Raw genomic sequence first — 25,305 nt, 5'->3', positions numbered from 1 at the left:
CGAGTTAAAATTAACTGGAGAGGACATTTGGAGATTGTCGTATCCGAATTACTTTAATTTCGTACAAAATTCTAAAGTATTTGCCAAGGGACATTGGCGCACAACGATTCTGGTTTCAGTAATGCTCATAGCTTTCCCGTCTGTATTTATTATTCCCGTAATTGGAGTTATATCTGCTTACAAATACTTTTCAGTTTTTAGTTCAATTTTGCTTTTACTATCCATGGCAATCTACGCATGTGGTTTTCTCCTAACATCAAACTACAAAGTGATGAAATAAAATATCCAAGGCGTTCAAAAAGCGGACAAGTAAAAGTTGGCTCGGTTTCGCTCCGATACACACCGACGACTTTTTTACTTTGCCGTTTAACGCGGCGTTAAATTGTTTTTCTTAGTGGCTACGCCATGCTTTTGATTGTTACGCGACTACAAATTCCCCGTTAAATTGTTGGCTTGTCGAATGTCCGAACATGGACGTTCGGACAAGGCAATCTTTTATAGCTGGGAGCGGCTTATTGCCGTTTCGACACAAGAGCCAATGATTTGATGGATCAGGAATTTGATCGGAGCGCGGCATTTTTCTGGTGACTCTTTTTTTGCTGTTGTAAAAAGAGTCACTAGCTCGAAGGGATTCGAGTTAAAAACGTCATGGATGACAATACGCAAAGCGTATAAAGTGGCGAAGCCATAAGGTGAACGCAGTGAATGCTTGGTAAGCAAAGCGCATAGGTAAACGAAGTGAATAAAGTGAGTGTCGCTCATAAACAAACCAAGTGTTTGCTTTGTTTGTATAGAAAACTTCCCGTGTGCAAATTCCCCCCTGTAAATATTATATTTGTGTCATATAAATGCAATCTTGTTGGTGTTTAATTTATCAAGGCTAGTTGTCTAAGTGCCTGCTAAATTTGGCATTTTTTAATTATGACTCTGCTGTCATTTTACTGTCATGTGATTGTAATATTTCTGTCACACAAAGTGCTTATCCTGCTCCCAGTTTTGAATAATCAGTAAACCACTGATTGACAATTTTTAGGGTTTGAAGCATGAAACAATTAACCAGGGTACCTACCGCATTGGCGAAAGTATCTGCTGCATTAATAACAATATTTGCAGCGACAAACGGTCTTGCTCAGGAAGAAAAGTTCCTAGAGCCAGCGGTTAAAAAAGCGACTGAAATTAATCAATCAGCTGCTAAGTCTCAAGAAAAAATCAATAAAATTACTGACCAGATTGGTACAAAGTTACAGCAATTTAAGGCTGTGAATAAAGAAACAACTGGCTTAGACGTATATAACGGTCAGTTATCTAAACAAATAAAAAATCAAATGCAAGAAATGGCGGATTTAAACGCAGCCATTGATGATGTGAGTGTTATTGAACGCCAAATCACACCACTAATGTTGCGTATGATCACAGGTCTTGAGCAATTTGTTAGTTTAGACGTGCCTTTTTTACCAAAAGAAAGAACTAAGCGTGTCGACGAGTTGAAAATAATGATGGACAGAGCGGACATCGCTCCATCAGAAAAGTTTCGCCGTGTAATGGAAGCTTATCAAGTAGAAATGGACTACGGACGCACTTTAGAAGCGTATAGCGGATTACATATTATTGACGGTCAAGAGCGTGATGTTGACTTTCTGCGTGTAGGCCGTACTGCATTAATCTATCAAACCCGTGACGCCAGTTTACAAGGCTCTTGGAATAAGAAAACCGGTAAGTGGCAAGCACTTGATTCTAGTTACCGTACTCAAGTTACTAAAGGTTTACGTATGGCCAAGAAACAACTGGCTCCAGACCTACTTATGCTACCTGTAGCGATGACAGACTAAGGCTTGATGAAAATGAAATTATTGAATAAAAACCTACTGTTAATTTGTGTCCTTAGCGTTGTGACGACTTTTACTCATGCTAATGATGACAAAGCACTTGATCTAGATGCTTTATTACAACAATTAGAGCAAGGGAAGTTTGCCCAGAACCAACAAAATACTCAACGTGAAGTCGAGTTTTCACAAAAGCGTTCTGAGCAAGATGCCATGTTAAGTCAGGCAAAACAGACGCGTAATGCTGCTCTAGCTTTATCTGAAAGATTAGAAACCCAATTTGAAGAAAATGAATTTAAATTGGCTGACTTAAATGAAGCGATGAACAAACGTTTAGGTTCATTAAAAGAATTGTTTGGCGTGTTACAACAAGTATCGGGTGATACAAAGAGTAAATTTCAAAATTCTATTATTTCGGCACAAATTCCTGGTCGCGCTGAATTTTTGGATGAATTAGCCCAATCAATGGGAGCCAGTTCTAAGCTTGCGTCTATTGAAGAAATTGAGCGTGTATGGTTTGAAATGCAACGTGAAATGACTGAATCAGGAAAAGTCACTAAGTTCACTACAGATGTAATAGAAGCTGGTGGCAATAAAGTCAGCAAAGAAGTGCTACGAGTTGGGCCATTTGCTTTAGCTGCCGATGGTAAATACCTTGATTACAACGGTACTACTGGTTCAGTTGCTGAGTTAATTCGTCAACCTGCTGGCCGGTACGGTGAGAGCGCAGCCTCTTTACAACAATCTTCTGGTGACATGGTGGAGTTTGGCTTAGATCCAACCGGTGGTTCGATTCTTAAGTTGTTGGTTCAAGCTCCAAGTTTAAAAGAGCGTGTTGAACAAGGTGGTACGGTTGGTTACATCATTTTGTCTGTCGGTGCAGTTGGTTTGTTAATTGCTCTATGGCGTTTCATCGTGTTGGGTATTGAAGGTGCTAAAGTTAGCCGTCAATTAAAATCGACGACATTCAAAACTAACAATTCACTAGGCCGTGTGATGAAAGCCCGTGATGATTACCCAGAAGCAGATACAGAAGCCCTTGAGTTACATTTAACCGAAGCCATTTTAGGTGAAGTGCCTAAGTTAGGTCGCTTCTTGCAAATTATCAAAGTGATGTCTGTGGTAGCTCCTCTAATGGGTCTATTAGGTACAGTATCTGGGATGATTAATACTTTCCAAGCGATTACTTTGTTTGGAACAGGTGACCCTAAATTGATGGCTGGCGGTATTTCAACTGCACTTGTTACCACAGTACTTGGTTTGGTGGTAGCTATTCCAATGACATTACTTTACGCCATGCTTAACACTCGTAGTAAGAACATTGTATTTGTTTTACAAGAGCAAGCAGCAGGTGTTATCGCTGAACGTGCTGAAGCGCAAAATTCAAACCCTCAATCTAGCAAAACTAAAGCGTAAGCAACGTCATGATTGAAGTATTAGAGACCATTCGAGATTTTACCGAGACCGGTGGGCAAGTCCTACTGGTTATCGGCGCGCTTATTTTTGTGATGTGGTTGATGATTTTAGAAAGAGCTATGTACGTGTTTGTTACACACAAACAATACAAAAAAGCGATTATTGCTAAATGGAAAGCTAGAGCCGAACGTTCGTCTTGGAATGCCGAGCAAGTTCGCCAAGCAATGATTTCTAGAGTGTCACTTAAGTTAGGTGCAGGTATACCGATTATTCAATCACTTGTTGCCTTATGTCCTTTATTGGGTTTGATGGGCACAGTGACCGGCATGATTGAAGTGTTTGATGTTATGGCTATTTCTGGTTCGGGTAATGCACGTTCGATGGCATCAGGTGTATCTAAGGCAACCATTCCAACTATGGCTGGCATGGTAGGCGCGTTATCTGGAGTCTTTGCTTCGAGCTGGTTGTCACGTACCACCAAGTCAGAGCGAGCCAAATTAGAAGATGCTTTAATGATGGAACGCCATCGTTAAGTACTGAATGTAGACAAGATTAAGAGAAAACTATGAAACAACATTTTCAAAACATGATGGATGACGAAGAAGCCGCAATTGACATGACGCCTATGCTGGACGTTGTTTTCATCATGCTTATTTTCTTTATTGTGACGGCTTCTTTTGTAAAAGAAGCGGGTATTGATGTAAACCGCCCGGAAGCAGCTACAGCGGTGAAGAAAGATCGCGCCAATATATTAGTAGCGATTAGCGATAAAGGCGAAATCTGGATCAATAAACGTAAAATTGATGTGCGTGCTGTTCAAGCTAACATTGAGCGTTTGTATGCTGAAAACCCTCAAGGCACAGTTGTTATCCAAGCTGATAAAAAAGCTACGACTGATGTGTTAATTAAAGTGATGGATGCATCACGCGCCGCGGGCATATTAGATGTCTCGATTGCAGCACAAGAGCCTTAGGTTTAGTTATGCTACAAGCCATGCCTCAGACAATTTCAAGACTAACCATTGCAATCCTATTGGCGAGTATCGTCACTTTAGGATTGTTTTTCTTAATGCAATCCTTGATTCAAAGTGGTGGCAGTGCATTAACCGACGCGCCCAAAGGCAGTGTGCTTGACTTTGTCAGGGTGAAAAAAGATGAAGCGGTACAGAAAAAAGACCGCAAACCTAAAAAGCCACCCAAGCCGAAAGAGCCTCCACCGGATATGGCTCCGCCACAAATGGATGCGCCTAATCCAGACAGCGCAACTCAAGGTATGGATTTTGGTGCTGATGTAGCTGCTGATATCGCTTTAGATGGAGGGCTAGCTTTAGACTCAGGTGATGGGGAGTTTTTGCCTATTGTTCGTGTTGCTGCAGTTTATCCTAGACGAGCATTACAACGAGGCATAGAAGGTTTTGTTGATGTGACGTTTACAGTAACTAAATTGGGTTCGGTTAGAGAGCCAAAAGTATTGCAAGCTTCACCAGCAGGGATTTTTGACCAAGCGGCACTTGATGCCACGCTTAAATATAAATACAAACCGCGCGTTGTGAATGGTGAACCAATGGAAGTATCTGGTGTAGAAGTGCGCGTAACATTTGAAATTGGAGGCTAAGCTTATGAATAAGCATATATTGTCTAATCTAAATCTGCTTAAGGGAGCTGCATTTCTGTTATTTAGTGGATTGGTTTTTACCAGTTTGCAAAGCACAGTTGCTCAGGCTGAAGAAGCAAAAACAGAACGTAAAACCAAACGGGTTCCTACTTTGCGTTCTAAGGTTTACGATCAATTGTCACGAGCCCAGACTTTAGCTGATGAAAACAAACAAGCAGAAGCCTTTGAAGTATTAGATTTGGTTAAATCAAAGGCAGGCTCGATGAATAGTTATGAGTTAGCCATGATGTATAACTTTTATGCTTTTATTCATTATGAAGCCGAAAACTACGATGAAGCGATTCAAGCGTTTGAAAACGTAGTACAACAGCAACCGATACCTGAAACATTCGAACAAGCCACTTTATTCAGTTTGGCGCAGTTACACATGATGCGTGGTAACTACGATAAAACCATTGCCTTCATCGAGAAATGGGAAGATATTCAGCTTGCTCTTTTTCCGACTAAAGATATTCCTGCCAAAAACTTGGTATTAAAAGCCCAGGCTATGTATCAAAAACAAGATTACCCAGAGTCGTCTAAATACATTAATGCTGCGGTGGAACAAGTAGAAACCAATGATTTAGGTTTTCAGGTTGATGAACAATGGTATGTTTTACAACGTGCGGTTTATTATGAGTTGAAGCAGCCTGAACAAGTGAAAAATGTGCTACTTAAACTAATTAAAAAGTTTGAAGCCCCCAAATATTGGATCCAATTAGCTGGCATGTATGGCGAGTTAGGCTTAGAGGACAAGCAGTTAGCTGTAATGGAAATAGCTGAACAGTTGGGCTACGTAATGACTGGCTCAGATATGTTCAATCTAGCTCAGCTTTATTATTATCATCAAATGCCCTACAAGGCTGCGATCTTAATGGAGCAAGCTGTTCAATCTGGCAAGCTGGCAGAAGACGAGCGTAATTTAACCTTCTTGGCCCAGTCTTGGAATTTTGCAAAAGAATCAGAAAAAGCTATTCCAGTGATGATAGCAGCGGCTAAATTGTCAGAGACCGGTGAGTTGTATGCGCAACTTGGTCAAATGTATCTGAATATGGAACAATGGGATCAGGCAATTGAGGTGTCTCAACAAGCGATTGGAAAAGGCGGTTTACGTAATAAAGGTATGGCTCATTTAGTGATTGGTATGGCGCGTTTTAATGGCGGTGACTATAACGAAGCGATGAACGAACTTGCTAAAGCACAACAGTTTGATGGTAGTCGTGGAATGGCAACCCAATGGTTAAAGTTTGTTGAAGGTGAAAAGAAGCAGCTTGATACCTATGCTACAGTAGATAGCTAGATTGCAGTAATGCCTTAAACTTCAAAATAATTGTATAAGAAGCGCCTTCGGGCGCTTTTTTTTGGTTTATAGTCTAGTATTCCTATATTCGTATAAATATTGTGCGAAATTTCTTCTTTCCGCTAATTTATCAATCTTTTAGAATAAAAAGATATACTTACATATAATTTTTAATACCTAATATTTCATAAAAGTCACATAAAAGTGTCATAATAATTTCAAATTTATCTATATTTGCATATATAGTCATTTCATTATTCTTTTCATGTTGGAATTATTCTATGAACTTTAAACATTCTCTTGTTGCTTTGGCGCTTTCGTCAAGTGTACTTGTTTTTTCAGTTGCCGCTGACCCAATTACCGTTTATGGCAAAGCCAATATATCAGCTCAAATGACCGATGATGGTGAGGGCAGTTTTTCTGAACTCAAAAGTAATGCTTCTCGTTTTGGGGCAAAAGGTGATTTAGCTTTGGATAACGGTTTAACTGTCTTTTATCAAGTTGAATGGGGAGTGGATCTAGCTGATGCCTCAGGTAGTGACAATATAAAATCTCGAGACCAATACCTTGGTATAAAAGGTGATTTTGGTTCAGTCATTGTTGGCCGTAAAAATAGTGGACTTAAGAATTTAAGTAAACCCGTTGATACAATGAATGATTATGAAGGTGATTTAAAAGGATTAGGCTGGAAAGGCGAAAATAGATTCAGTGATTCTGTTACTTATATTAGCCCGTCTTTAAATGGCTTTTCAGTTGAACTTAATTATGCAGTTGAAGACAGTAAAGAAGGTGATAGTAGCTTAACTAGTGCTGTGTATTATGGTGATACTAAACTCAAAAAATCTAAGTGGTTTGCGGGGGTCGCTATGGAGTCTGACGTTAAGGGATATGACGTACAGCGTGCAGTGGCTCAAACAAAACTTGGCGCTTGGGTGCTGGGAGTTGTGGCACACAGTCAAGAAAGTGTAGCAACCGGCGATAGTGATTCTGGATTGGCTTTAAGCTCTCAATATTCAGTCAATGCTTGGAAATTAAAAGCCCAATACCAAACGTTAGAAGATGATAATAGTTTTAGCCTAGGTGCAGATTATAAGCTAGGTAAGTCCACTAAAGCATATGCGTTTTATACATCCAGAGATTTTGATGTAAATGAAGACCAGTCTTGGTTAGCGGTAGGCTTAGAACACAAGTTTTAATCAAGTATTGTTAGTTCAATTAAATGTAAATGTGTAGCCATTACTTTGAAAGTAATGGCTTTTTTTGGGAATACCGTTTACCTTTGGTTGGTCATTAAATAACCAAGACTATAGTTTTTAGGAAACTTGCCGATTAGTGGTATTGCAACTTTAATTATTTGCGAGTGAATCGTTTACAAGTATCGAATTAAGGATTAAATACATGTTCGACGTCATTAATAGCAATTTGAGAACAAAATTATTACTGTTATTCGCAAGCGTTATTTTACTTATAACGTTTTCCGTCTGGTTCGGCCTTAGCTCAATATTAGGCGTGGTAAATAAGTATGAGGACACGGTAAAAGGAGATGTGAAGTACGCTTCTCAGATTGCTGCATTAAACGTCGATTTTAAAATTCAGGTACAGGAATGGAAAAACACCCTTATTCGAGGTAAAGACGATAGCCAGCGAGATAAATATTGGGGGCGATTTAATCAGCGTGCCGATAAAATTCAAAAGTCATATCAAAGTATTTTACCTCAGCTGAACGCGAAACATCCTGCCTATGCTGATTTAGCTGCATTTGCCAAAAGTTATCCCCCTATGGTCAGTGCGTATCAAAAAGGTTATCAAGCATTTGTTGACGCCGGGTTTAATATTCCTATTGGCGACAAAGCGGTGTCAGGAATAGATCGAGAGCCCAGTAAACGTTTAACTGAAGCTGTAGATAAAATGAACCAGAATCTTGCTGTTGTTGAGCAGGAAAATAGTGATTATGCAACTTCAACTTTGACTTTTACTATCATTCAGTTACTAGTCGTGACAGTCATCGGATTTTTCGGATTTTATTGGTTTATAAGTAACAAAATATTAAAGCCGTTGAATGAAGTGACAGAAGTCTCTCGTTTAATAGCAGAAGGTGACTTTTCCAGTAATATAGAGGCCTCGGGAGATGACCAAATTGGACAACTTGCCGCACACTTTCGTTTAATTCAAAGCGATTTGAGCAATATGATTGGTGATGTCGTCAATGAAGTCAGCAAGCTTAGAAATATGACGCAAAAACTATTTGAAGCCTTCAGTAATGTTAAAGAAGGTTTAGACGAACAATCGCAAACCTCTTCTTCCGTTTCGAGTAGCATGACTGAAATGACTGAAATTGGTGAGTCTATTGGCGAATCGGTTGAAAAGGCTAACCAGTTCGTGAGCAACTCTACAGAACAAACCTCAAAAGGGTTAGAGATGTTTGTAAACAATGTTAAAACTAGCCAAAGTATGTTGGATGCAACAAATTCTGCCTCGGACATCATTGTTAAATTGAAAAAAGATTCTGACGATATTGGCAGCGTGGTGAGCGTGATTAATGGCATTGCTGAACAGACCAATTTGTTGGCTTTGAATGCTGCAATTGAAGCCGCCAGAGCTGGAGAGTCGGGTCGAGGTTTTGCGGTGGTAGCAGATGAAGTGAGAAGTTTAGCCACCAAAACCCAAGAATCTACGGAACAAATTTCACGTAATATTCATAAATTACAGCAAGCAGCTGATTCTGCGGTAAATGCAATGACTGAGGGTACCGAAAAAGCCACAACTAGTGTCGAACAAATCAAACAGTCACAATTGTTTATGCAAGAGTTAGCAGAGGTATTTGCTGAAATTGCCAAGTTAAACTCACAAGTAGATGAAGCTGTAACCTCGCAAAATATACAAAGTGGTCGAGTGAATGAGGGGTTAACTAGTATTTCTTCATTGGGTACGCGTTCACAAAATGAAGCGCAAGAAATGGAAACTGTTTCTACAGAATTAGCCTCTGTACTTGAGAATATTAGCCAATCTACTCAAAGGTTTAAGTTGAAACATCACTAACAATAAAATTGTGTAATATCAAAAAGCGATTTAAGATTCAGTTCTTAATCGCTTTTTTTGTATGTAGATGAAATTACCTAATCTAAAACACCTGCAGTATCTCGTTGCCTTACATCAAGAGCAGCATTTCGCCAAAGCTGCTCAACGTTGTTATGTTAGCCAATCAACACTTAGCACTGCCATTCAAAATCTTGAAGACCAATACTCAACTCAAATTCTTGAACGTGAACATAAAAACTTTGTATTTACCCCTTTTGGTATTGAGCTAGTAGAGCGCAGTAAACGTTTGCTTAATGAAGCGCATGAGTTAATCGACTTTGCTCACAGTGCCGGAGATTGGCAAGCTGGAAGTTTAAAAATAGGTGTTATTCCTACAATCGCCCCTTTTATGTTTGAAGGCGTTATTAAACAAGTTTCGTTGAATTTGCCTAAAATCGACCTGCAGCTTCAAGAAGATACAACAGCTAATTTATTGCTGAAGTTAAATGAAGGAAAATTGGACCTGTTAGTTTTAGCCTTGCCCATAGCAACACCAGGATGCAAAAGTTTGGTTATTGGTCATGATCCATTTCATTTAGTCGCACATTCAGACATGTTGAATTCGCTGCCAGATCCTTTTGATATGGTGGATCTCCCTAAACAAAGCGTATTTTTGTTGCATCAAGAGCATTGTATGACAGGGCATGCTGTGAGTGCGTGTGGTTTAAAGGACACGGAACAGGTGAGTTCATTAACAGCGAGTAGTCTATATACCTTGATCCAGTTAGCGAATAGTAAAATGGGATTTACCTTTATGCCCGAACTCGCCTTGAACAGCAATATATTGCTTTCGACTAGTTTACAGTCACGTCCTGCAGAGTCAGCGGCGTACCGGGAGATAGGGTTAGTGTGGAGAAATGGTACAACTCGAATTAGGTTATTTCGTTACTTAGCTGAGATATTCTCGCCACTCACTCCAAAGCCAACTTTTAACGTTTAAATTTTTAATATTGGAAACGATATAAATTTTATTTTTATAAAACTAAACTTTTTGCAGATAGCCCTCGACTTTGTCTATAACAACTTAAATTTAGGAAAACTAAAGCAGTGTTTGAAAAAAGCGATGAACAGCTAATTGAAAAAGCATTGCAGGGAAATAAACGAGCATGGTTGGATTTGCTCAAGCGTTATGAAAAACAAATATATAACTACGGAATGCGTATGACAGGCAAAAATGAAGACGCCTTGGACTTGATGCAGGAAGTTTTCATTTCGGTCTTTCGAAATTTGTCGACCTACAGAGGTGAAGGTAGTTTTAAAGGTTGGTTGTTTCGTATTGCACATTTTCGCTGTATTGAGTTTTATCGGCGCAAGAAACCCATGCAAGGATTAGAGGACGAACCAGAACCTGTGTGTGCCGATCCTGGAGTTGATGACAGTTTAAGTACTCATCAGGAAAATAAACAGTTAATAGAGGCAATGCAGCAATTGCCCTTGGCACAAAAATCAGTGGTTGAACTTAAATTTTTTGGACAATTTACTTTTGAAGAAATTGCCCATCAAACGGGTATTTCAGTCAATACTGTTAAATCACGATTATATGTGGCGTTAGATAAATTGAAGATGTTAATGGAGGTGGAATGTGTCTAATTCTAAATTAACCAACCCCGAGACTGGCCGCGAAAATAAGCAACAAATAAGTAATGAGATTTTGCTTGGACTTTGGTTAGACAATAATTTAAACCAAGAGCAAAGGTTGGTATTTGAGCAAAGGTGTATTCACGATGAGGCTTTTTCTCAGCAGGTTGAAATGGCAAATATTCTGAACGTGCAGGTAGAGTCCTATCAAGATGATGTCGTGCCAAATTGGGATAGAGAAGCAAGTTTTACTCAACCTGAAAAAGCAAAGTGGTGGCAATGGCAAGGATTACCCAGCCTATCATTGGGCGCGTCTGCATTAGCCATAGTGATGGTTTTAACGGGTGTACAGGTCAAACTTGACGATGGTTCAATGACGATCAGTTTCGCTGAACAACATAGTGCCCAAGAAATTGATCGTATCGTAGCCGCTAAGTTAAATGAGTTTAGCCAAAATCAACAATTAGCCTTGAATGAATACAGTTCTACTATGCAAGAACAACAATTGACTACCAGCGCTAAGCTCACTGAATATTTGCTTAAAGCGAGTCGACAAGAGCGACGGGAAGATTTTGCTGAATTAATAAAATATGTGAATGAACAACGTAGTGACGACCAAAATTTTTACGCTCGTCAATTAAATAAATTACAAAATGATATATACGACACTCCGGTAGAAACGGGCGTCAATAGTATTAATAAGTGAGGTACAAACCATGTATAAATTAATCAAAAAGACTGTAATCGCTCTAACTCTAGGTGGTTTGTTAATGAATACTGCGCAAGCAAAAAATGCACAGCCAGTGAGTAATATGCAAGAGATTAGAGATGAAGTTGGGATCATGCTGAATATTTTGCAGGCGACACTGAAACAGCGAACTACTAGCAGTAACATTCGTTTTAGAGCTGATGCGGCCACCTATTTGGCTGGACAAGGGGTTGTGTATGATATTGATACCGGTCGTCATCGTGGGCATTTTTTCGGTATCGACTTAGGCGGTATATTAAGTCAAATACCTAACGTACCCGCTGCGCCTAAAATTATTCAGACTGGCGAAAATCATATTGAGATAGATATAAATGAAGACGAAATAGAGAGAATGGTAAGAGCTTATGTTGGTCACGATGATGATTATGTTCATGATTCACAAGACAGAATTAGAGAAGTGGCTGAACAAGAAAGAGAACTAGCATGGCAAAAACGAGAGTATGAGCGTACGCGCCGAGATTTGGATTTTCAGAAACAAAGTTCAGATTCAGAAACCCGTAAAGAGTTAAATGAGGAAGTTGCTGAATTAGAAAGAAAGGTTGAAAAATTAGCTAAAAAAGCTAAAGAATTAAAGCAATACAAAGTAGAAATGACCACAGAGTATAAAAGAGAGTTAACAAAGCGACAAGCTGCCAAAAGCAAGCTTTACAGCCAGTCTTTAGCGTTATTTGAAGAAAAAGTGGGTAAAGTTTTGTGTCGTTATGGAGCTGGCTTTAAATCCTTGCCAGAGAATGAAAACATCTCTTTCGTTCTGTCGGACTTTATGCAGGCAGATGACGATAGTACTTTTCAAACTCATGATAAAGTTTATGTGTTTAACCAAAAAGATGTGCTTCAATGTGTGACAGGTAAACTGGAAAAAAATGAGTTGTTAAGTAGAGCCAACACTTATTTGTTCTAATCTAAGTTAATTTGTTTAAGATTAAAGTCAGCGATTAGCTGACTTTTTTGTTTTTAACAAAATGACTTTTTCGTTACAAACCGATAAGCTAAGCCCATTGCGATAATCAAAGTAAAAGGTTTATATGTCTTCTTCGGTAGTGATAAGTGGCTCTGGTTTATGGACCCCTGAATATAGCGTTTCAAATGAAGAGTTAGTCGATGCGTACAATGGATATGCGGAGCAATTTAATCTAACCAATAAAGACGCCATTAACAGTGGTGAAGTCGCCGCTAAACCATTTTCAAGTGCCGAATTTATTGAAAAAGCGTCCGGTATTTGTAGCCGATACACCTATATTAAAGATGGCATTTTGGACATTCATAGAATGCGTCCATTAATTCCTCAAAGAAATGAAGATGAATTGTCTGATCAAGCTGAGATCGCAATTCATGCTGCAAAATCTGCGCTTAAATCAGCCAATAAAACAGCGGATGATATCGATGTTGTCATAGTCGCTTGTGCATATACACAACGTTCGTACCCAGCTATTGCAATCGAAGTACAAGAAGCATTGGGTATTAAGGGATTTGGTTTTGACATGCTGGTTGCCTGTTCAGCGGCAACGTTTGCATTACATCGAGCCTATGAAATGCTTGCAGCAGGTACGGCAAAATCCGTTTTAGTGGTCAACCCTGAACTCACCTCTCCACAAGTTAATTATTGTGACAGAGACAGCCATTTTATTTTTGGTGATGTGGCCACAGCCGTTGTCGTAGAAAACAAAGAAACAGTGACATCTGAACATGCCTTTGAAATCTTAAGTACCAAAGCGGTGACACAATATTCAAACAATATTCGCTCTAATTTCGGTTATGTGAGTCGTGCAAACGATAGTGACCCTTTTGCTGCGGATAAATTGTTTCATCAAGCAGGTCGCAAGGTATTTAAAGAAGTCTGCCCTATGGCAGCGGAACATATTACAGAACACTTAGCTAGGCATCAGCTTACGTCTGAGCAAGTTAATCGTTGGTGGTTGCATCAAGCAAACATTAATATGAACACACTGATTACCCGTAAATTATTAGGTCGTGAACCTTCTAAACAAGAAGCACCCATAGTTTTAGATACCTATGCAAATACTGCTTCAGCAGGCTCTATCATTGCCTTCAATTTGTACCATCAGGATATGCAAGCCGGCGATTATGGGCTGTTATGCTCATTTGGCGCGGGTTATTCAATTGGCAGTTTGGTGTTGAAAAAATTATAGGCCCTCAGAAACAGATATTAGGGATAAAACAAAGGGCTTTATTATGATCACAACCATTGGTTATGCGATATGTTCGGTGGGATATGCATTTCTATTATTACTTTTATTAACGGTTCGAAAAGCGGGATTAGCTAAGTACCTGCTCATTTTGGCTACAGGATCTACTTGTGTTTGGTCTATAGCGCCATTCTTTATCCCGGCTATGTCTGTGGAGCAACTGTTATTATTTGATAATATTAAAAATGTATTCTGGCTGTTATTTTTAGCTTCTTGTTTAAAGGGCTATTTTAAAACCTTGGCGGATGTTATCTCTAGGGTGGATACTTGGTTAATTTTGTCTCTGCCTATCATTGCTATCATGTTATTGGTATTCGGCATACATGATAAACAACTGCAATTCTTACTTCAGACCATAATTGCTTTAGAAGTATTAGTTTTATTGGAGGTGATTTATCGACAGTCGGGCGAAAATGCTTGGGCTTTTAAACCACTTATTTTATACCTTGCTGCCACCAGTATTTTTGAGTTTGTGACCTTTACTAACGCACTAATGGTTGAACAAATTCATCCCTCTTACGTCATGGCTAGAGGTTATGTTTATACCGTTTTTATTCCATTTCTAATCTTAGCTATTCGCCGTGTTAAAACATGGGGGGTTGAAATTTATATCTCCCGTGAAGTGGTGATGCATAGCACTTTACTCATGGTCGCCGGTGCCTATTTATTAATTATGGCGTTAATGGGTTACGTGGTTCAGTATTTAGGCGGGGAGTGGAGTACAGCCATTCAAATAGTATTGGTTGCCTTGTCCCTAGCGTTATTAGCCAGCCTATTTTTGTCTTTAAGTTTTAGAACCAAAATAAAAGTGTTTATCACCAAACATTTTTTTGCTAATCAATTTGATTACCGTCAAGAATGGCTAAAGCTTACTACTTGTTTAGATAAAGGTGATGTTAACAATAATGTTTACGCCACTGGCCTAAACGGATTTATACAGGCGTTTGAATATAAATCAGGTAATTTTATTAAATTGAATAACGGCATCTTAGAGGTGTTAGCTGACGTTGATAAACCTCACGTTAGTCCCAATGAACATAAAGTATTATTTGAGTTTTGCGATTTTTTTCAAGCTAAAAATTGGATAATCGATATAGACGAATTGCGTGTTAAACCTTTTATGTATGAAGGGCTAAAAGTCAATCATGCCTTACTAAATGATGTGTCATTTCAACTCATTATCCCTATTTATAAAGAAGAAGTGTTATGGGGGCTAGTCACCATGGAAGGCGATGAAAATACCAGTAAAAAACTAAACTGGGAACTAAGAGATTATTTAACTGTGGTGACGGCGCAAATATCGAACTTTATTTTTCATCATCAAGCGGCCCATGAACTAGCAGAAAACGCGCAATTTTCTGCTTTTACGCGTATGTCTGCTTTTGTCGTGCATGATTTAAAAAATGTATTGGCACAGATTGATCTCATTTTATGTAATGCAGAACAACATAAAGATAACCCAGAATTTATTGCAGATACCTTTGAAACCTTGCATCATACTAAAGCGCGTATGGATAAAATGTTGCGACAATTAACTGAAAAAAATGTGGGTCCTGAAGGAACTGATTCATTGGTTCAGTTATCCACTTGTATCACTCAGGTCGTAGAACAACGTTGTGCATCATATTTGCCTAAACCAGGGATTGTCATTGTAGATGAAACTCCTGTGGTGTTAGAAGAAGACAAGTTTAGCAATGTGATATATCACTTAATTAGTAATGCACAACAAGCAACGAATGATGATGGAAATGTAAATATTTCCGTTGAAAAAACTATCGATGAACAGTTTATCGAAGTTAAAATAAAAGATAATGGAACAGGTATGAGTGAAGAGTTTATTCGCACTCGATTGTTTAAACCTTTTGATACGACTAAGGGCAACGCCGGTATGGGCATAGGTGCGTATGATGCCAAAGCCTATATGGAAAAAATCGGTGGTCAGTTATTAGTCGAAAGTGAAGAGCAAGTTGGCAGTACTTTTACATTACGTATTCCCGCAAATTAAAATTAAAAAAGTAAGGGTTTTATAAATGGATAAGATTTTAGTCGTGGATGACGATTTAGGGATTCAAAAACAGCTTAAATGGAGCTTCACTGGATATGAGGTGATATTTGCGGAAGATCGAGCCTCCACTATCGCCCAACTTAGGCGTCACGAACCTAAAGTGGTTACTTTAGATTTAGGTTTACCGCCCGATCCAACAAATGCTAGCGAAGGTTTAGCTACACTTGAAGAAATAATCGCCCTAGCGCCTCAAACCAAAGTGATAGTGGTAACGGGTAACAACGATAAGCAGAACGCTTTAAAAGCCATTGAGTTAGGCGCTTATGATTTTTATCAAAAGCCCATAGATTCAGATACCATCCAAATTTTAGTCAGCCGTGCTCTTAACTTATATAATTTAGAAATGGAGAACCGTCATCTTGCTGCAGTCGCGCCTTCCATGGATCGAATTTTAGGGCAAAGTGAAGGCATATTAGTAGCTAGTCGAAAAGCTGAACGAATTGCGCAAACAGACATTAGTACTTTGTTACTAGGTGAAAGTGGTACCGGTAAAGAAGTGTTTGCTCGTAGTATTCATGAGCATAGTTTACGCAAAGATAAACCTTTTGTGGCGATTAACTGTGCCTCTATTCCAGAAAACTTATTAGAAAGTGAATTGTTTGGTTACGAAAAAGGCGCGTTTACTGGTGCGAATAAAACCACACCGGGTAAAATTGAATCTGCTCAAAACGGTACATTATTTCTGGACGAAATAGGTGACATGCCGATTGGTTTACAAGCAAAAATGTTACGTTTTTTGCAAGAGAGAGTCATTGAACGAGTCGGTGGCCGTGCCGAAATTCCTGTGGATATTAGGGTGATTTGTGCCACACACAGAGATGTACAAAATATGGTGGCTGAAGAGACATTCCGAGAAGATTTGTTTTATCGTGTCGGCGAGATAAGTATTATGATCCCGCCATTAAGAGAGCGTGATAATGATGTGATATTGCTAGCTAAAACTTTCTTAGCGCAATACAACGAAGAATTTAAAACAAAAATTAAGGGGTTTAGTGACTCTGCAGTTTTGGCAATGCAACAACATCAATGGCCTGGCAATATTCGAGAACTACAAAACAAACTTAAGTCAGCCGTGATCATGGCTGAAGGCAGTCAAATTCAGGCTGATGACTTGAGTCTTATGGTGAAAGAAGATGGCCCTGCATTGAATACTCTAAATTTACGGGAAGTACGAGAACATGCAGAAAGTCGTGCAATTCGTAATGCTTATCTTGTGTCTGAGAAAAACATGTCTAAAACGGCAGAGTTATTAGGAGTGACTAGACCCACTTTATATTCGCTGATTGACAAGTATCACTTGGAAGATATCAAAACCGGCGTCTAGCGGGAATTTCACATAAACCAATTTCAAAAGGCAAATTATTATAATTTGCCTTTTTTCGTTAAAGCCAACAGAAATGACTAAATGAGTAGTTTGGTATAGTAAGTGCATTGGTTATCCAATACTTAAACATTTATTTTGCCTGTGGGCATTTGGTTTTGTTTTATCACTATGAATATATTGAAATATCCTTTTTCTATTATCGCTTTGTTGGGCTTCGTCCTAATGGCTTGTTCTGGAGGGTCGCTGGAAAGTGATACGAAACAAGTTCAGGACCAAGTATTGGTGAATGCAGGATCAGATAAAACCATTGATGAAGAGTCAGTTATTACCTTAAATGCGCAAGCTAGCGGGCAATCGGAAGAATTAACTTACAGTTGGACCGTTACACCTAATTTAACTATCACCCACGAAGATAATTCAACTGGCTCGGCTACTGTGATGGCGCCGATTACAACAGAACCCTTAGTATATACCTTTACAGCTACAGTCACTGATGCCAAAGGTAACCGTGGTACGGATCAAGTTATTTATACTGTATCTCCTATAAATGTTTTGCCAACGGCTATCCTCAGTGTACCTAAAATGGTGGATTTGGCCGTAAATCAGTTTCCAGCAGGTGAAACGATTGCCCTAGATGCGGCAGAGAGTTTAGACCCAGACGCAGCGGCAAACACCGTCCCCATTGCAGAGTATTTATGGCAACAAACCGCCGGGGAACCAGTGTTGGACGGGATCAGTACCCAAGGAAATGTTCTTTCTTTTACCACGCCAATTTTAGAAGATGAAAATACCGTCTCCATTACTTTGACAGTTACCGATCAGGAGGGAGGACAACACTCGTCTAATGTTGATTTGTTGATACAAAGTGCCAGTCAAACTTTACCTAAAGTTGCTGCCGGTATCAGTCACGAGGTTTTTACAGGAGAATCAATTAATTTATTTGGTGTTGCCAGTACTAATATCGTGTCATCTCAGCCCTTAACCTACCTATGGTTAAATGACTCAAATACCACTCCAATTATTAGTGATGTGAGTAGTTTACAAACCTATGCGGTTGCACCTAGAGTGTCTGAGCCAGAAGACATTACATTTACTTTATTAGTTCAAGATTTACTGGGCAATCAAGTCGAAGATACGTTGACAGTAACGGTTAAACCTTTGCCTATTCAGCCTATAAATGACACGGGTGTGTATCAACAAGCATCAAACACTCAAGTATTAACAAGCCGAAGTCATTTAGGAGATTTCCCTGGTCAGGATGGGCAGCGAGGCCAAGATATTATCCATGCCAATAATATGTCTGCAAAAGCAGGACGAGGTGAACAAGGATTTGATTTTACTAAGTTAGATATTGTTGGAGATGAAGTTGATGATCCTTCTCAAGACTGGAATTGTGTTAGAGACAATATTACAGGGCTAATTTGGGAAGTGAAAACGACAGCTGTTGCTGCCACGCTGCACAGTAACAATCATACTTACACTTGGTATCAAGATGAAATCAATGGTGGTTTTGATGGCGATATCACGGGTACTGCAGCAAGTTGCGGGCTCGCCGTTTGTAACACCAATGAGTATCTGGCTGAAGTTAATGCACAGGGATTATGCAATTTTAGAGATTGGCGTATTCCTACTCACGAAGAGTTGTTGTCTATCGTCCATTTTGGTCAACAAGCGGCTCCTACTGTCGATTCAAATTATTTTCCAAATACCACAGACTTGCTGACAGCACCTGTTTGGTATTGGACTCAAGATTCAAGTGCTGATGGAGTGTCTATCAATGGTGCGCAAAACGCATGGGCAATAGATTTTTCTTCAGGTAATGATAACTTTTTAGATAAATCAACGGCTGCATATGTGCGCTTAGTAAGGGCGGGACGATGAAATATATAATACTTCTGAGCGTTTTATGGACGACGAGTGTGTTGAGTCAAACATGTTTGTCCGATTTTGATGAGGAGGGCCAAGAAGAGGAATATATAGATAATGGTGACGGTACGGCAACAAATGCCACCCTTGGTTTAACATGGATGCGTTGTAGTTTAGGGCAAACTTGGGAAAATGAAACTTGTACCGGTGATGCCAGTGAACTCACTTGGTCACAAGCATTACAAGCGTCACACGGTTTTGTTTACGCAGGAAAGTCTGGCTGGAGAGTGCCAAATGTGAAAGAACTCGCCAGCTTAACTGAGCGTAGTTGTGTGCGCCCTGCCATTAATGAGATATTTTTTCCTAATACGCCCTCAGACGACTTTTGGACTTCTACACCTTCCGTGATTGACCCTCAACGGTCATGGGTTATTGCTTTTTTTAATAGCAGTAACTCGATCAAAGAAAAGAGCCTATTTGTGTTCACACGTTTGGTTCGAACGGCTGATTAACTTATCTTTTGCTTGTCTTGTCTTATCCTTTATTGATTTTTTTATTTTTGAAGGCACACTTAAGTATAGTTAATTGATTTGTTAAGAGGTGCCATGCGTATTGCAATTTTATTCTTCGCCTTAGTTAGCTCCTCAGTGTGGGCTGAATCGCAATGTGATGTGTCGTTGAACTATGGTGTAGTGGTGAGCCCTGAACAAATAAGGGTGTTAGGAGAAGGTGGGCGCACGGTTTATCAGATTAACGGTGCATCACAATTATTTGTCCAAGGCCATTGGATAGACCTAAACCAAGAACAAGAAAATAAGTTAACTCAATTATCTGTAGGCATTCATAAAGTCGTACCTAAAATGATTTTACTCGCTAACGAAGGCGTTGAGCTAGCTGTAGAAACGATTGAAAATGTTTATAGTGGATTAGTTAAAGACCAAGACAGTCAGGTGAAATTACAAAAGTCTCTTAAACGGGTCAAAAGCAGTGTAAAAGAAAAGTTTATTCGCGCTAATGACAATTTCTATATGGGACCTGGTCGCTTAGAGCAAGTAGACGAGCTCGTCGATGAAGAACTAGAAGAACAAATTGAACAAGCAATTAGTACTTCTGTTGGTGGCGTGTTGTCAGCCATCGGTGGCTTAGTGGCTAACGAACAAAGTACAGAAGACAAAATACAAGCGATTGCGCAACAACTCGAAAGTGTGGGGGAAAACATTGAGCAATCAATCGGCCCCAAAGCTGAAATGTTAAAACACAAAGCTAAATGGTTTTGTAATAAGTTCCGGGAATTAGATGCTATTGAAGAAGAATTAAAGTCGTCAATAACAGCACTAAAATCCTATGATGTCTTGTCTACTGGCAATGAATGGTGATCCTAAGTTGTTAATTGCAATACAAACTTTAAAAAATTCCAAGCCCGAACTATCCTGAGTTCAGACTAATTAATAATAGGAATGTTTTAGTGAGTAAATCTGGTTTACGTATAGGAATATTAACATCTGGTGGTGATTGTTCAGGATTAAATGCAGTTATACGTTCAGTCGCTAAAAGCTTAATGCTAAATCAAAATGCCGATATTATTGGTGTAAAAGATGGTTTTCTAGGACTCATTGAACAAAGAGTTACCCCCCTAACTTATCAAGACTGTAGTGGTATTTTGTCCTTAGGTGGCACCATTCTAGGTACCTGTAACAATGCCAACCCGTTTAGTTACAAGGGGCAAGATGTTTCCAAGTCAGTCATGGAATATTATCAACAATTAGAATTAGATGCGATTGTGGTAATAGGTGGTGACGGTTCTTTGTCGGTAAGCCATAAACTTTCACAGATGGGTATGAATATTGTGGGGGTGCCCAAAACCATTGACAATGATTTAATGGGAACAGACCGTACATTTGGTTTTGACACCGCGACAACAGTGGTAACCGAAGCATTAGACAGATTACAAACCACAGGACAATCACACAAAAGATTAATGATTCTAGAAACCATGGGGCGTTATGCTGGCTGGATTGCATTACATGGCGGAATGGCTGGTGGTGCAGATGTCATTTTATTGCCAGAGTACCCCTATGATATTGACGAAGTGATCCGTGCTTGTGAAAAACGTATGTGTGAAAAACATTATTCTATTTTGGTGGTGGCTGAAGGAGCAAAGCCTAAAAATGGAGAGCTAACAGTCCGTGAACGTGTTTGTACTAGCCACGATCCTCTCAGGCTAGGAGGGATCGCAGAAGCTCTCAAACAGCAAATAGCGGTTAAACTTGATGCAGAAATACGTGCCACTACTTTAGGCCATATTCAGCGCGGGGGCAGTCCTTCATCATTTGATCGTATTTTTGCAACTAATTTAGGATGTTATGCCGCCTCATTAGTCGCAAAGAAAAGTTTTGGGGTAGTGGCCGTGATGCAAAATAATCAAATGACAAGTTTGCCTTTAGAGCAAGTCGCGAATAAGTGTCGTTTGGTGACTACCAGTGATCAAACTTTTATTAGTGCTCGGGCACTAGGTGTGAGCTTTGGCGTAACGGATGATAATTTTGATTAAGCCGAATTCACCTTTTGCCTGAAATATATGTAGAACACCTCAAGCAGCAACTTGCTATAGTCAGTACGCTTCAAAAAGCCCAAGCTGCAAGGCGTTATTTCCCCCATGGCATTCAATGTATTGGGGCTAATGCGGCCGATATTAGGCTCATCATTAAACAATTTCATATTGATAATAGTGAGTTAACACCTAGCGAACTATTATCAATAACTGAGTCACTCATTCAAACTTCACAGTACAGTGAAGAAATTATGTTGGCCTATGGGCTCATTAACAAAAGCGTTAAAAAACACTATGACGATGATTTGCTGCAAAGGTTTGAATATTGGTTAGAAAACTACGCTAATAACTGGGCCTTGGTTGACGATCTGTGTATGAAAACTTTGTATAACTTTTTAATAGCGCGCCCACATCTAATCGAACAAACTCAAAAGTGGGCATACTCAGAGGTGTCCTGGTGTCGGCGAGCAAGCAATGTCGCCTGGGTGAAATTTATTCATCGTAAAATCGGTAAAACTGTCTATCAATTAGATAAAAGATTGGTTTTTAAAAACTGTGACTTATTGATCCATGATCCTGATGAATATGTACAAAAAAGTATTGGATGGTTGTTGAAAGTGACAGCTGTGCACCATAAAAATGACGTAATAAATTACCTTAAACAACATCATGATGTTATGCCTAGGGTAACTATTCGTTATGCGATAGAAAAACTGCCTCAAGAAGAAAGAGCACACATACTCAAGGAGTGCAGGTGATAGGCAATATTCGTTTTAGACAGGCTAATGATAAAGATGCCGACGCAATTAGTGCGCTAGTTTGTAAGCTAACCCAAGAAATAACTCAAAAAACTGGCGCAAGGTTGGAAAGTAATTTGGTTACCACGACAGCCTTATGTCGGCAGCTGATACGAGATGATAAATACGCCGCTTTATTAGCTATTGTAGATGACCAGATTATTGCACTTGCTACTTATGTTTTGACGCATGCGTTATATGCAGGGGGAAAAATGGGAGTCATACAAGAGTTTTACGTATGCCCAGAGTTTCGTAGGCAAAATATAGGCTCTTTGTTGTTAGCAGAATTAAAGGCCTACGGAAAATCAGAGTCTTGGAAGTGTATTGAGCTATGTACGCCTCCTTTACCCGAGTTTGACTCGGCTCTTACTTTCTATCAAAGAAATGGTTTAGTGCCAGTTGGTGGTCGCAAAATGCGAGAAAACTTGAGTTAAACCAATCCGAACTCCTGATAGTTGATGCTGTTTGGTCTGACACCAATTATCTAAAGTTCGGTCTTGTGAGTTGTTATTTAAGGTTTACGCTCAGTAGATAACCGTCTGACGTAATGTATAAGGTTTTTTCATCAGTCGTTAAAGTGCAGTTACCGTTTTTTTGCGTGGTACGAATTTTAGCTAACACTTCAGCTTCGGGCGTTAACAACCATACACCGCCGGGGGCTGTCGCAAAGATAATACCAGACGAATGCACTGCCATACCGTCAAAATTGCCTTGCTCACCGGGAAGGTCGATTAAATGTGTACCGTTGATAAACATACGTTTGTTACTGACCATGCCATTATCATCCAAATCGTAAGCATGAATCCCCGCATTATTTAATTCTTTGCGGCCGTCTGATACTGCAACATAAAGTGTTTTACCATCAGGAGATAAGTCGATTCCATTTGGAAAAGTAAGTTCATCGTCTAGCAAAGTGGGCGTGCCATCAGGATCGATTCTAAACACGCCTTGGTATGGCAATTCCTTTTTAGGATCTTTCAACATTTTCTTTAAACCATAAGGTGGATCAGTGATAAACAGTGAACCACTTTTATGCAGAACCACATCATTTGGACTGTTAAAACGTTTACCTTGGTAGTGTGATTGTACCGTTTCGAAGTCAGCTTCGGGATTGAGTACATCTGATTTCATTCTAGCTATTCGACGGTCGCCGACCTGCATAATTAATAGGTTGCCATCTTTATCTAGGTTAAGACCATTGGAGCCTTTGGAGTAATCATCCGGATATAGGTTAGTTGAACCAGACGGGGTTAAATAGACAGAGGTACCTTCTCCTGGTTTGAATTTGTAAACTGTGTTTTGTGGAACGTCTGAGAAGAGTAAAAATTGGCCTTTTTCTACCCATAAAGGACCTTCCATCCAATTAAAATTGTTTGCCTCGACTTTAATTTCTAAGTTTTTAGCTAATAAATCGTAAGCTTTGTCAGACAAAATCTCAATGTGGCCAATACTGCTCCCCACAGGTAGCATTTTTTTACCGTCGAATTGGTTGGTAAGCGCAGTTTTTCCCGTATTAGACTCAGATCCTGTATTACATCCAGTTAATCCAAACACACTTAACAGCAGCGTTGCGAACAGTATTTTATTTTTAGAATTTTTAACCATGATTCTTAGTGCACTTATTTAAAGGAAAAACAAATATTAACCTTTAAATAATTAATTTTAAACTATTGAATATTATTGAGGTGTTATTATGTGTAACTTTGGGGCTAAACCATCATTTCTAAAAGTGAGTTAAGGTAACGTCTTCCCAAAGGTGTTACCTGCCAGTATTCACTTGTTTCAAGCAGTAAACCTTTTGATATAGCCGTTTTCAAATTAGCACGGGTGTTATGATCAAGCGTTGTACCGGTGAAATCTTCAAAGTCTGATTTAGGGCAAGGTTCTACTAACCTAAAACGGTTCATAAAAAATTCAAATGCTAACTCATCTTGTACTATGGGTTTTGAATCACTTAAGTAGGGACGCGTGAGGTCCATATATCCTTTGGGATGTTTTACCTTTACCGTGCGAATGATTTGTTGTTTTTCAGTCAGCGTAATTTTTCCATGGGCGCCACAACCAATACCGAGATAATCACCAAACCGCCAATAATTTAGGTTGTGCTGACACTGGTAACCCGTTTTGCTATAGGCTGATATTTCGTATTGCTCATATCCATTGTCTGTTAACAGAGCATGGCCTTTTTCTTGGATATCCCATAACAACTCATCTTCAGGTAATTTAGGCGGTTTAGAATGAAATTGTGTATTTGGTTCAATGGTGAGTTGATACCAAGATAAATGGGGGGGAGATTGATTGATTGCTTGTTCTAAGTCAAAAATTGCGTCGTCTACATTTTGCTTCGGTAAACCATGCATTAAGTCTAAATTAAAACTATCTAGTCCAATTTTTTGCGCTGTATGTGCCGCGGCTTTAGCTTGTAGATCGTCATGAATTCGTCCTAGTTGGGTGAGTTTATCAGTTTGAAAGCTCTGTACCCCAATAGACAAACGTGTGATTCCAGCCTTTACAAAATCGGCAAATTTTTGCTCTTCAAAGGTACCAGGGTTAGCTTCCATGGTTACCTCTGCATTGGGTGAAAGATTAACTCTTTGTTTCACCCCTTCTAATAAGGTATGAATTGCATTTGCCGAAAACAAACTCGGCGTGCCTCCACCAATAAAAATACTATGTATGAGCCGCTGGCCTACTAATTTTGCATCCTGCGCCAAGTCATCTAATAAATGACTAATGTATTCTGACTCGGGTAACTGCTGATTTTTTTGTCCATGTGAGTTGAAGTCACAGTAGGGACATTTTTGCACACACCAAGGAATATGAATGTATAACGCTAGAGGTGGATTCTTTAGTTTTACATTGCAAGAGGGCATTACCA

Annotated in this window: 24 protein-coding genes; 22 read left to right on the top strand and 2 right to left on the bottom strand. The window is 39.4% G+C overall.

Translation table 11 applies throughout. The features are described from left to right. The 22 genes from ACSHXM_RS08495 to ACSHXM_RS08390 all read left to right on the top strand — a co-directional run. The coding region (locus ACSHXM_RS08495) for a hypothetical protein (RefSeq protein WP_435688322.1) at positions 1-280 on the top strand (280 nt) is incomplete at its 5' end. A 763-nt stretch (positions 281-1,043) separates the two neighbouring features. After that, positions 1,044-1,829, top strand: a complete 786-nt coding sequence (locus ACSHXM_RS08490; protein ID WP_435688321.1) for a DUF3450 domain-containing protein — start codon at positions 1,044-1,046, stop codon at positions 1,827-1,829. Between the two features lie 12 nt (positions 1,830-1,841). Then, positions 1,842-3,239: a MotA/TolQ/ExbB proton channel family protein gene (locus ACSHXM_RS08485; protein WP_435688320.1), complete on the top strand. Its 1,398-nt coding sequence runs from the start codon at positions 1,842-1,844 to the stop codon at positions 3,237-3,239. An 8-nt stretch (positions 3,240-3,247) separates the two neighbouring features. Continuing rightward, the gene (locus tag ACSHXM_RS08480) at positions 3,248-3,772 is read left to right on the top strand and encodes a MotA/TolQ/ExbB proton channel family protein (RefSeq protein ID WP_435688319.1); all 525 of its coding nucleotides are present in this window, start codon (positions 3,248-3,250) and stop codon (positions 3,770-3,772) included. Between the two features lie 32 nt (positions 3,773-3,804). Next, positions 3,805-4,212, top strand: a complete 408-nt coding sequence (locus ACSHXM_RS08475; protein ID WP_235311970.1) for an ExbD/TolR family protein — start codon at positions 3,805-3,807, stop codon at positions 4,210-4,212. 32 nt (positions 4,213-4,244) lie between these two features. Then, positions 4,245-4,853 (top strand): energy transducer TonB, encoded by a 609-nt coding sequence (locus ACSHXM_RS08470; protein ID WP_435688325.1) that lies wholly within the window; start codon positions 4,245-4,247, stop codon positions 4,851-4,853. Between the two features lie 4 nt (positions 4,854-4,857). Then, positions 4,858-6,192: a tetratricopeptide repeat protein gene (locus tag ACSHXM_RS08465; RefSeq protein WP_435688318.1), complete on the top strand. Its 1,335-nt coding sequence runs from the start codon at positions 4,858-4,860 to the stop codon at positions 6,190-6,192. 281 nt (positions 6,193-6,473) lie between these two features. Continuing rightward, positions 6,474-7,388 carry a porin gene (locus ACSHXM_RS08460; RefSeq protein ID WP_435688317.1) on the top strand — a complete coding sequence of 305 codons (915 nt, stop codon included), beginning with the start codon at positions 6,474-6,476 and terminating at the stop codon, positions 7,386-7,388. Positions 7,389-7,737: 349 nt separating this feature from the next. After that, the gene (locus tag ACSHXM_RS08455) at positions 7,738-9,231 is read left to right on the top strand and encodes a methyl-accepting chemotaxis protein (protein WP_435688316.1); all 1,494 of its coding nucleotides are present in this window, start codon (positions 7,738-7,740) and stop codon (positions 9,229-9,231) included. A gap of 67 nt (positions 9,232-9,298) precedes the next feature. Further along, positions 9,299-10,210, top strand: coding sequence for a LysR substrate-binding domain-containing protein (locus ACSHXM_RS08450; RefSeq protein ID WP_435688315.1), 912 nt, complete (start codon positions 9,299-9,301; stop codon positions 10,208-10,210). Positions 10,211-10,317: 107 nt separating this feature from the next. Next, complete coding sequence (locus ACSHXM_RS08445; RefSeq protein ID WP_435688314.1) at positions 10,318-10,860, top strand: RNA polymerase sigma factor; 543 nt, start codon at positions 10,318-10,320, stop codon at positions 10,858-10,860. Next, a complete protein-coding gene (locus ACSHXM_RS08440) occupies positions 10,853-11,554 on the top strand; it encodes a hypothetical protein (RefSeq protein ID WP_435688313.1) in 702 nt (233 codons plus the stop codon). The genes ACSHXM_RS08445 and ACSHXM_RS08440 overlap by 8 nt, the downstream gene beginning before the upstream one ends. Before the next feature lie 10 nt (positions 11,555-11,564). Then, entirely contained in the window at positions 11,565-12,518 is a 954-nt protein-coding gene (locus tag ACSHXM_RS08435) for a hypothetical protein (RefSeq protein ID WP_435688312.1), read from the top strand. A gap of 124 nt (positions 12,519-12,642) precedes the next feature. Beyond that, entirely contained in the window at positions 12,643-13,767 is a 1,125-nt protein-coding gene (locus tag ACSHXM_RS08430; protein WP_435688311.1) for a beta-ketoacyl-ACP synthase III, read from the top strand. Positions 13,768-13,810: 43 nt separating this feature from the next. Further along, positions 13,811-15,829, top strand: coding sequence for an XrtA/PEP-CTERM system histidine kinase PrsK (gene prsK, locus ACSHXM_RS08425; RefSeq protein WP_435688310.1), 2,019 nt, complete (start codon positions 13,811-13,813; stop codon positions 15,827-15,829). 25 nt (positions 15,830-15,854) lie between these two features. Further along, on the top strand, positions 15,855-17,213 hold the full coding sequence (gene prsR / locus ACSHXM_RS08420) for a PEP-CTERM-box response regulator transcription factor (RefSeq protein ID WP_435688309.1): 1,359 nt from the start codon (positions 15,855-15,857) through the stop codon (positions 17,211-17,213). A gap of 168 nt (positions 17,214-17,381) precedes the next feature. After that, positions 17,382-19,094 carry an Lcl domain-containing protein gene (locus ACSHXM_RS08415; protein WP_435688308.1) on the top strand — a complete coding sequence of 571 codons (1,713 nt, stop codon included), beginning with the start codon at positions 17,382-17,384 and terminating at the stop codon, positions 19,092-19,094. Next, a complete protein-coding gene (locus ACSHXM_RS08410; RefSeq protein WP_435688307.1) occupies positions 19,091-19,591 on the top strand; it encodes a DUF1566 domain-containing protein in 501 nt (166 codons plus the stop codon). Before ACSHXM_RS08415 ends, ACSHXM_RS08410 begins: the two co-directional genes overlap by 4 nt. Before the next feature lie 93 nt (positions 19,592-19,684). Further along, entirely contained in the window at positions 19,685-20,455 is a 771-nt protein-coding gene (locus tag ACSHXM_RS08405) for a DUF2884 family protein (protein ID WP_435688306.1), read from the top strand. A gap of 89 nt (positions 20,456-20,544) precedes the next feature. Beyond that, a complete protein-coding gene (locus ACSHXM_RS08400) occupies positions 20,545-21,630 on the top strand; it encodes a 6-phosphofructokinase (protein ID WP_435688305.1) in 1,086 nt (361 codons plus the stop codon). 14 nt (positions 21,631-21,644) lie between these two features. After that, the gene (locus ACSHXM_RS08395; protein WP_435688304.1) at positions 21,645-22,388 is read left to right on the top strand and encodes a DNA alkylation repair protein; all 744 of its coding nucleotides are present in this window, start codon (positions 21,645-21,647) and stop codon (positions 22,386-22,388) included. Continuing rightward, positions 22,385-22,861, top strand: coding sequence for an N-acetyltransferase family protein (locus ACSHXM_RS08390; protein ID WP_435688303.1), 477 nt, complete (start codon positions 22,385-22,387; stop codon positions 22,859-22,861). The genes ACSHXM_RS08395 and ACSHXM_RS08390 overlap by 4 nt, the downstream gene beginning before the upstream one ends. Before the next feature lie 73 nt (positions 22,862-22,934). Here the strand turns inward: ACSHXM_RS08390 and ACSHXM_RS08385 are convergent, their stop codons facing one another. Both ACSHXM_RS08385 and hemW read right to left on the bottom strand, forming a co-directional pair. Next, complete coding sequence (locus tag ACSHXM_RS08385; RefSeq protein WP_435688302.1) at positions 22,935-24,032, bottom strand: SMP-30/gluconolactonase/LRE family protein; 1,098 nt, start codon at positions 24,030-24,032, stop codon at positions 22,935-22,937. A 104-nt stretch (positions 24,033-24,136) separates the two neighbouring features. Further along, positions 24,137-25,300 (bottom strand): radical SAM family heme chaperone HemW, encoded by a 1,164-nt coding sequence (hemW, locus tag ACSHXM_RS08380; protein WP_435688301.1) that lies wholly within the window; start codon positions 25,298-25,300, stop codon positions 24,137-24,139. Positions 25,301-25,305: the final 5 nt, after the last annotated feature.

This window comes from Paraglaciecola sp. (assembly GCF_051252315.1).
Classification (GTDB): Bacteria; Pseudomonadota; Gammaproteobacteria; order Enterobacterales; family Alteromonadaceae; genus Paraglaciecola.
Note: the sequence above shows the minus strand (reverse complement) of the source record. Positions and strands in the feature narration are given on the sequence as shown.

What these genes read in the sequence shown, in the direction of transcription:
- ACSHXM_RS08490 (WP_435688321.1), top strand. Translation starts at nt 1,044, where the DNA reads ATGAAACAATTAACCAGGGTACCTACCGCATTGGCGAAAGTATCTGCT.
- ACSHXM_RS08485 (WP_435688320.1), top strand. Translation starts at nt 1,842, where the DNA reads ATGAAATTATTGAATAAAAACCTACTGTTAATTTGTGTCCTTAGCGTT.
- ACSHXM_RS08480 (WP_435688319.1), top strand. Translation starts at nt 3,248, where the DNA reads ATGATTGAAGTATTAGAGACCATTCGAGATTTTACCGAGACCGGTGGG.
- ACSHXM_RS08475 (WP_235311970.1), top strand. Translation starts at nt 3,805, where the DNA reads ATGAAACAACATTTTCAAAACATGATGGATGACGAAGAAGCCGCAATT.
- ACSHXM_RS08465 (WP_435688318.1), top strand. Translation starts at nt 4,858, where the DNA reads ATGAATAAGCATATATTGTCTAATCTAAATCTGCTTAAGGGAGCTGCA.
- ACSHXM_RS08460 (WP_435688317.1), top strand. Translation starts at nt 6,474, where the DNA reads ATGAACTTTAAACATTCTCTTGTTGCTTTGGCGCTTTCGTCAAGTGTA.
- ACSHXM_RS08450 (WP_435688315.1), top strand. Translation starts at nt 9,299, where the DNA reads ATGAAATTACCTAATCTAAAACACCTGCAGTATCTCGTTGCCTTACAT.
- ACSHXM_RS08435 (WP_435688312.1), top strand. Translation starts at nt 11,565, where the DNA reads ATGTATAAATTAATCAAAAAGACTGTAATCGCTCTAACTCTAGGTGGT.
- ACSHXM_RS08430 (WP_435688311.1), top strand. Translation starts at nt 12,643, where the DNA reads ATGTCTTCTTCGGTAGTGATAAGTGGCTCTGGTTTATGGACCCCTGAA.
- prsK (WP_435688310.1), top strand. Translation starts at nt 13,811, where the DNA reads ATGATCACAACCATTGGTTATGCGATATGTTCGGTGGGATATGCATTT.
- prsR (WP_435688309.1), top strand. Translation starts at nt 15,855, where the DNA reads ATGGATAAGATTTTAGTCGTGGATGACGATTTAGGGATTCAAAAACAG.
- ACSHXM_RS08415 (WP_435688308.1), top strand. Translation starts at nt 17,382, where the DNA reads ATGAATATATTGAAATATCCTTTTTCTATTATCGCTTTGTTGGGCTTC.
- ACSHXM_RS08410 (WP_435688307.1), top strand. Translation starts at nt 19,091, where the DNA reads ATGAAATATATAATACTTCTGAGCGTTTTATGGACGACGAGTGTGTTG.
- ACSHXM_RS08405 (WP_435688306.1), top strand. Translation starts at nt 19,685, where the DNA reads ATGCGTATTGCAATTTTATTCTTCGCCTTAGTTAGCTCCTCAGTGTGG.
- ACSHXM_RS08385 (WP_435688302.1), bottom strand. Translation starts at nt 24,032, where the DNA reads ATGGTTAAAAATTCTAAAAATAAAATACTGTTCGCAACGCTGCTGTTA.
- hemW (WP_435688301.1), bottom strand. Translation starts at nt 25,300, where the DNA reads ATGCCCTCTTGCAATGTAAAACTAAAGAATCCACCTCTAGCGTTATAC.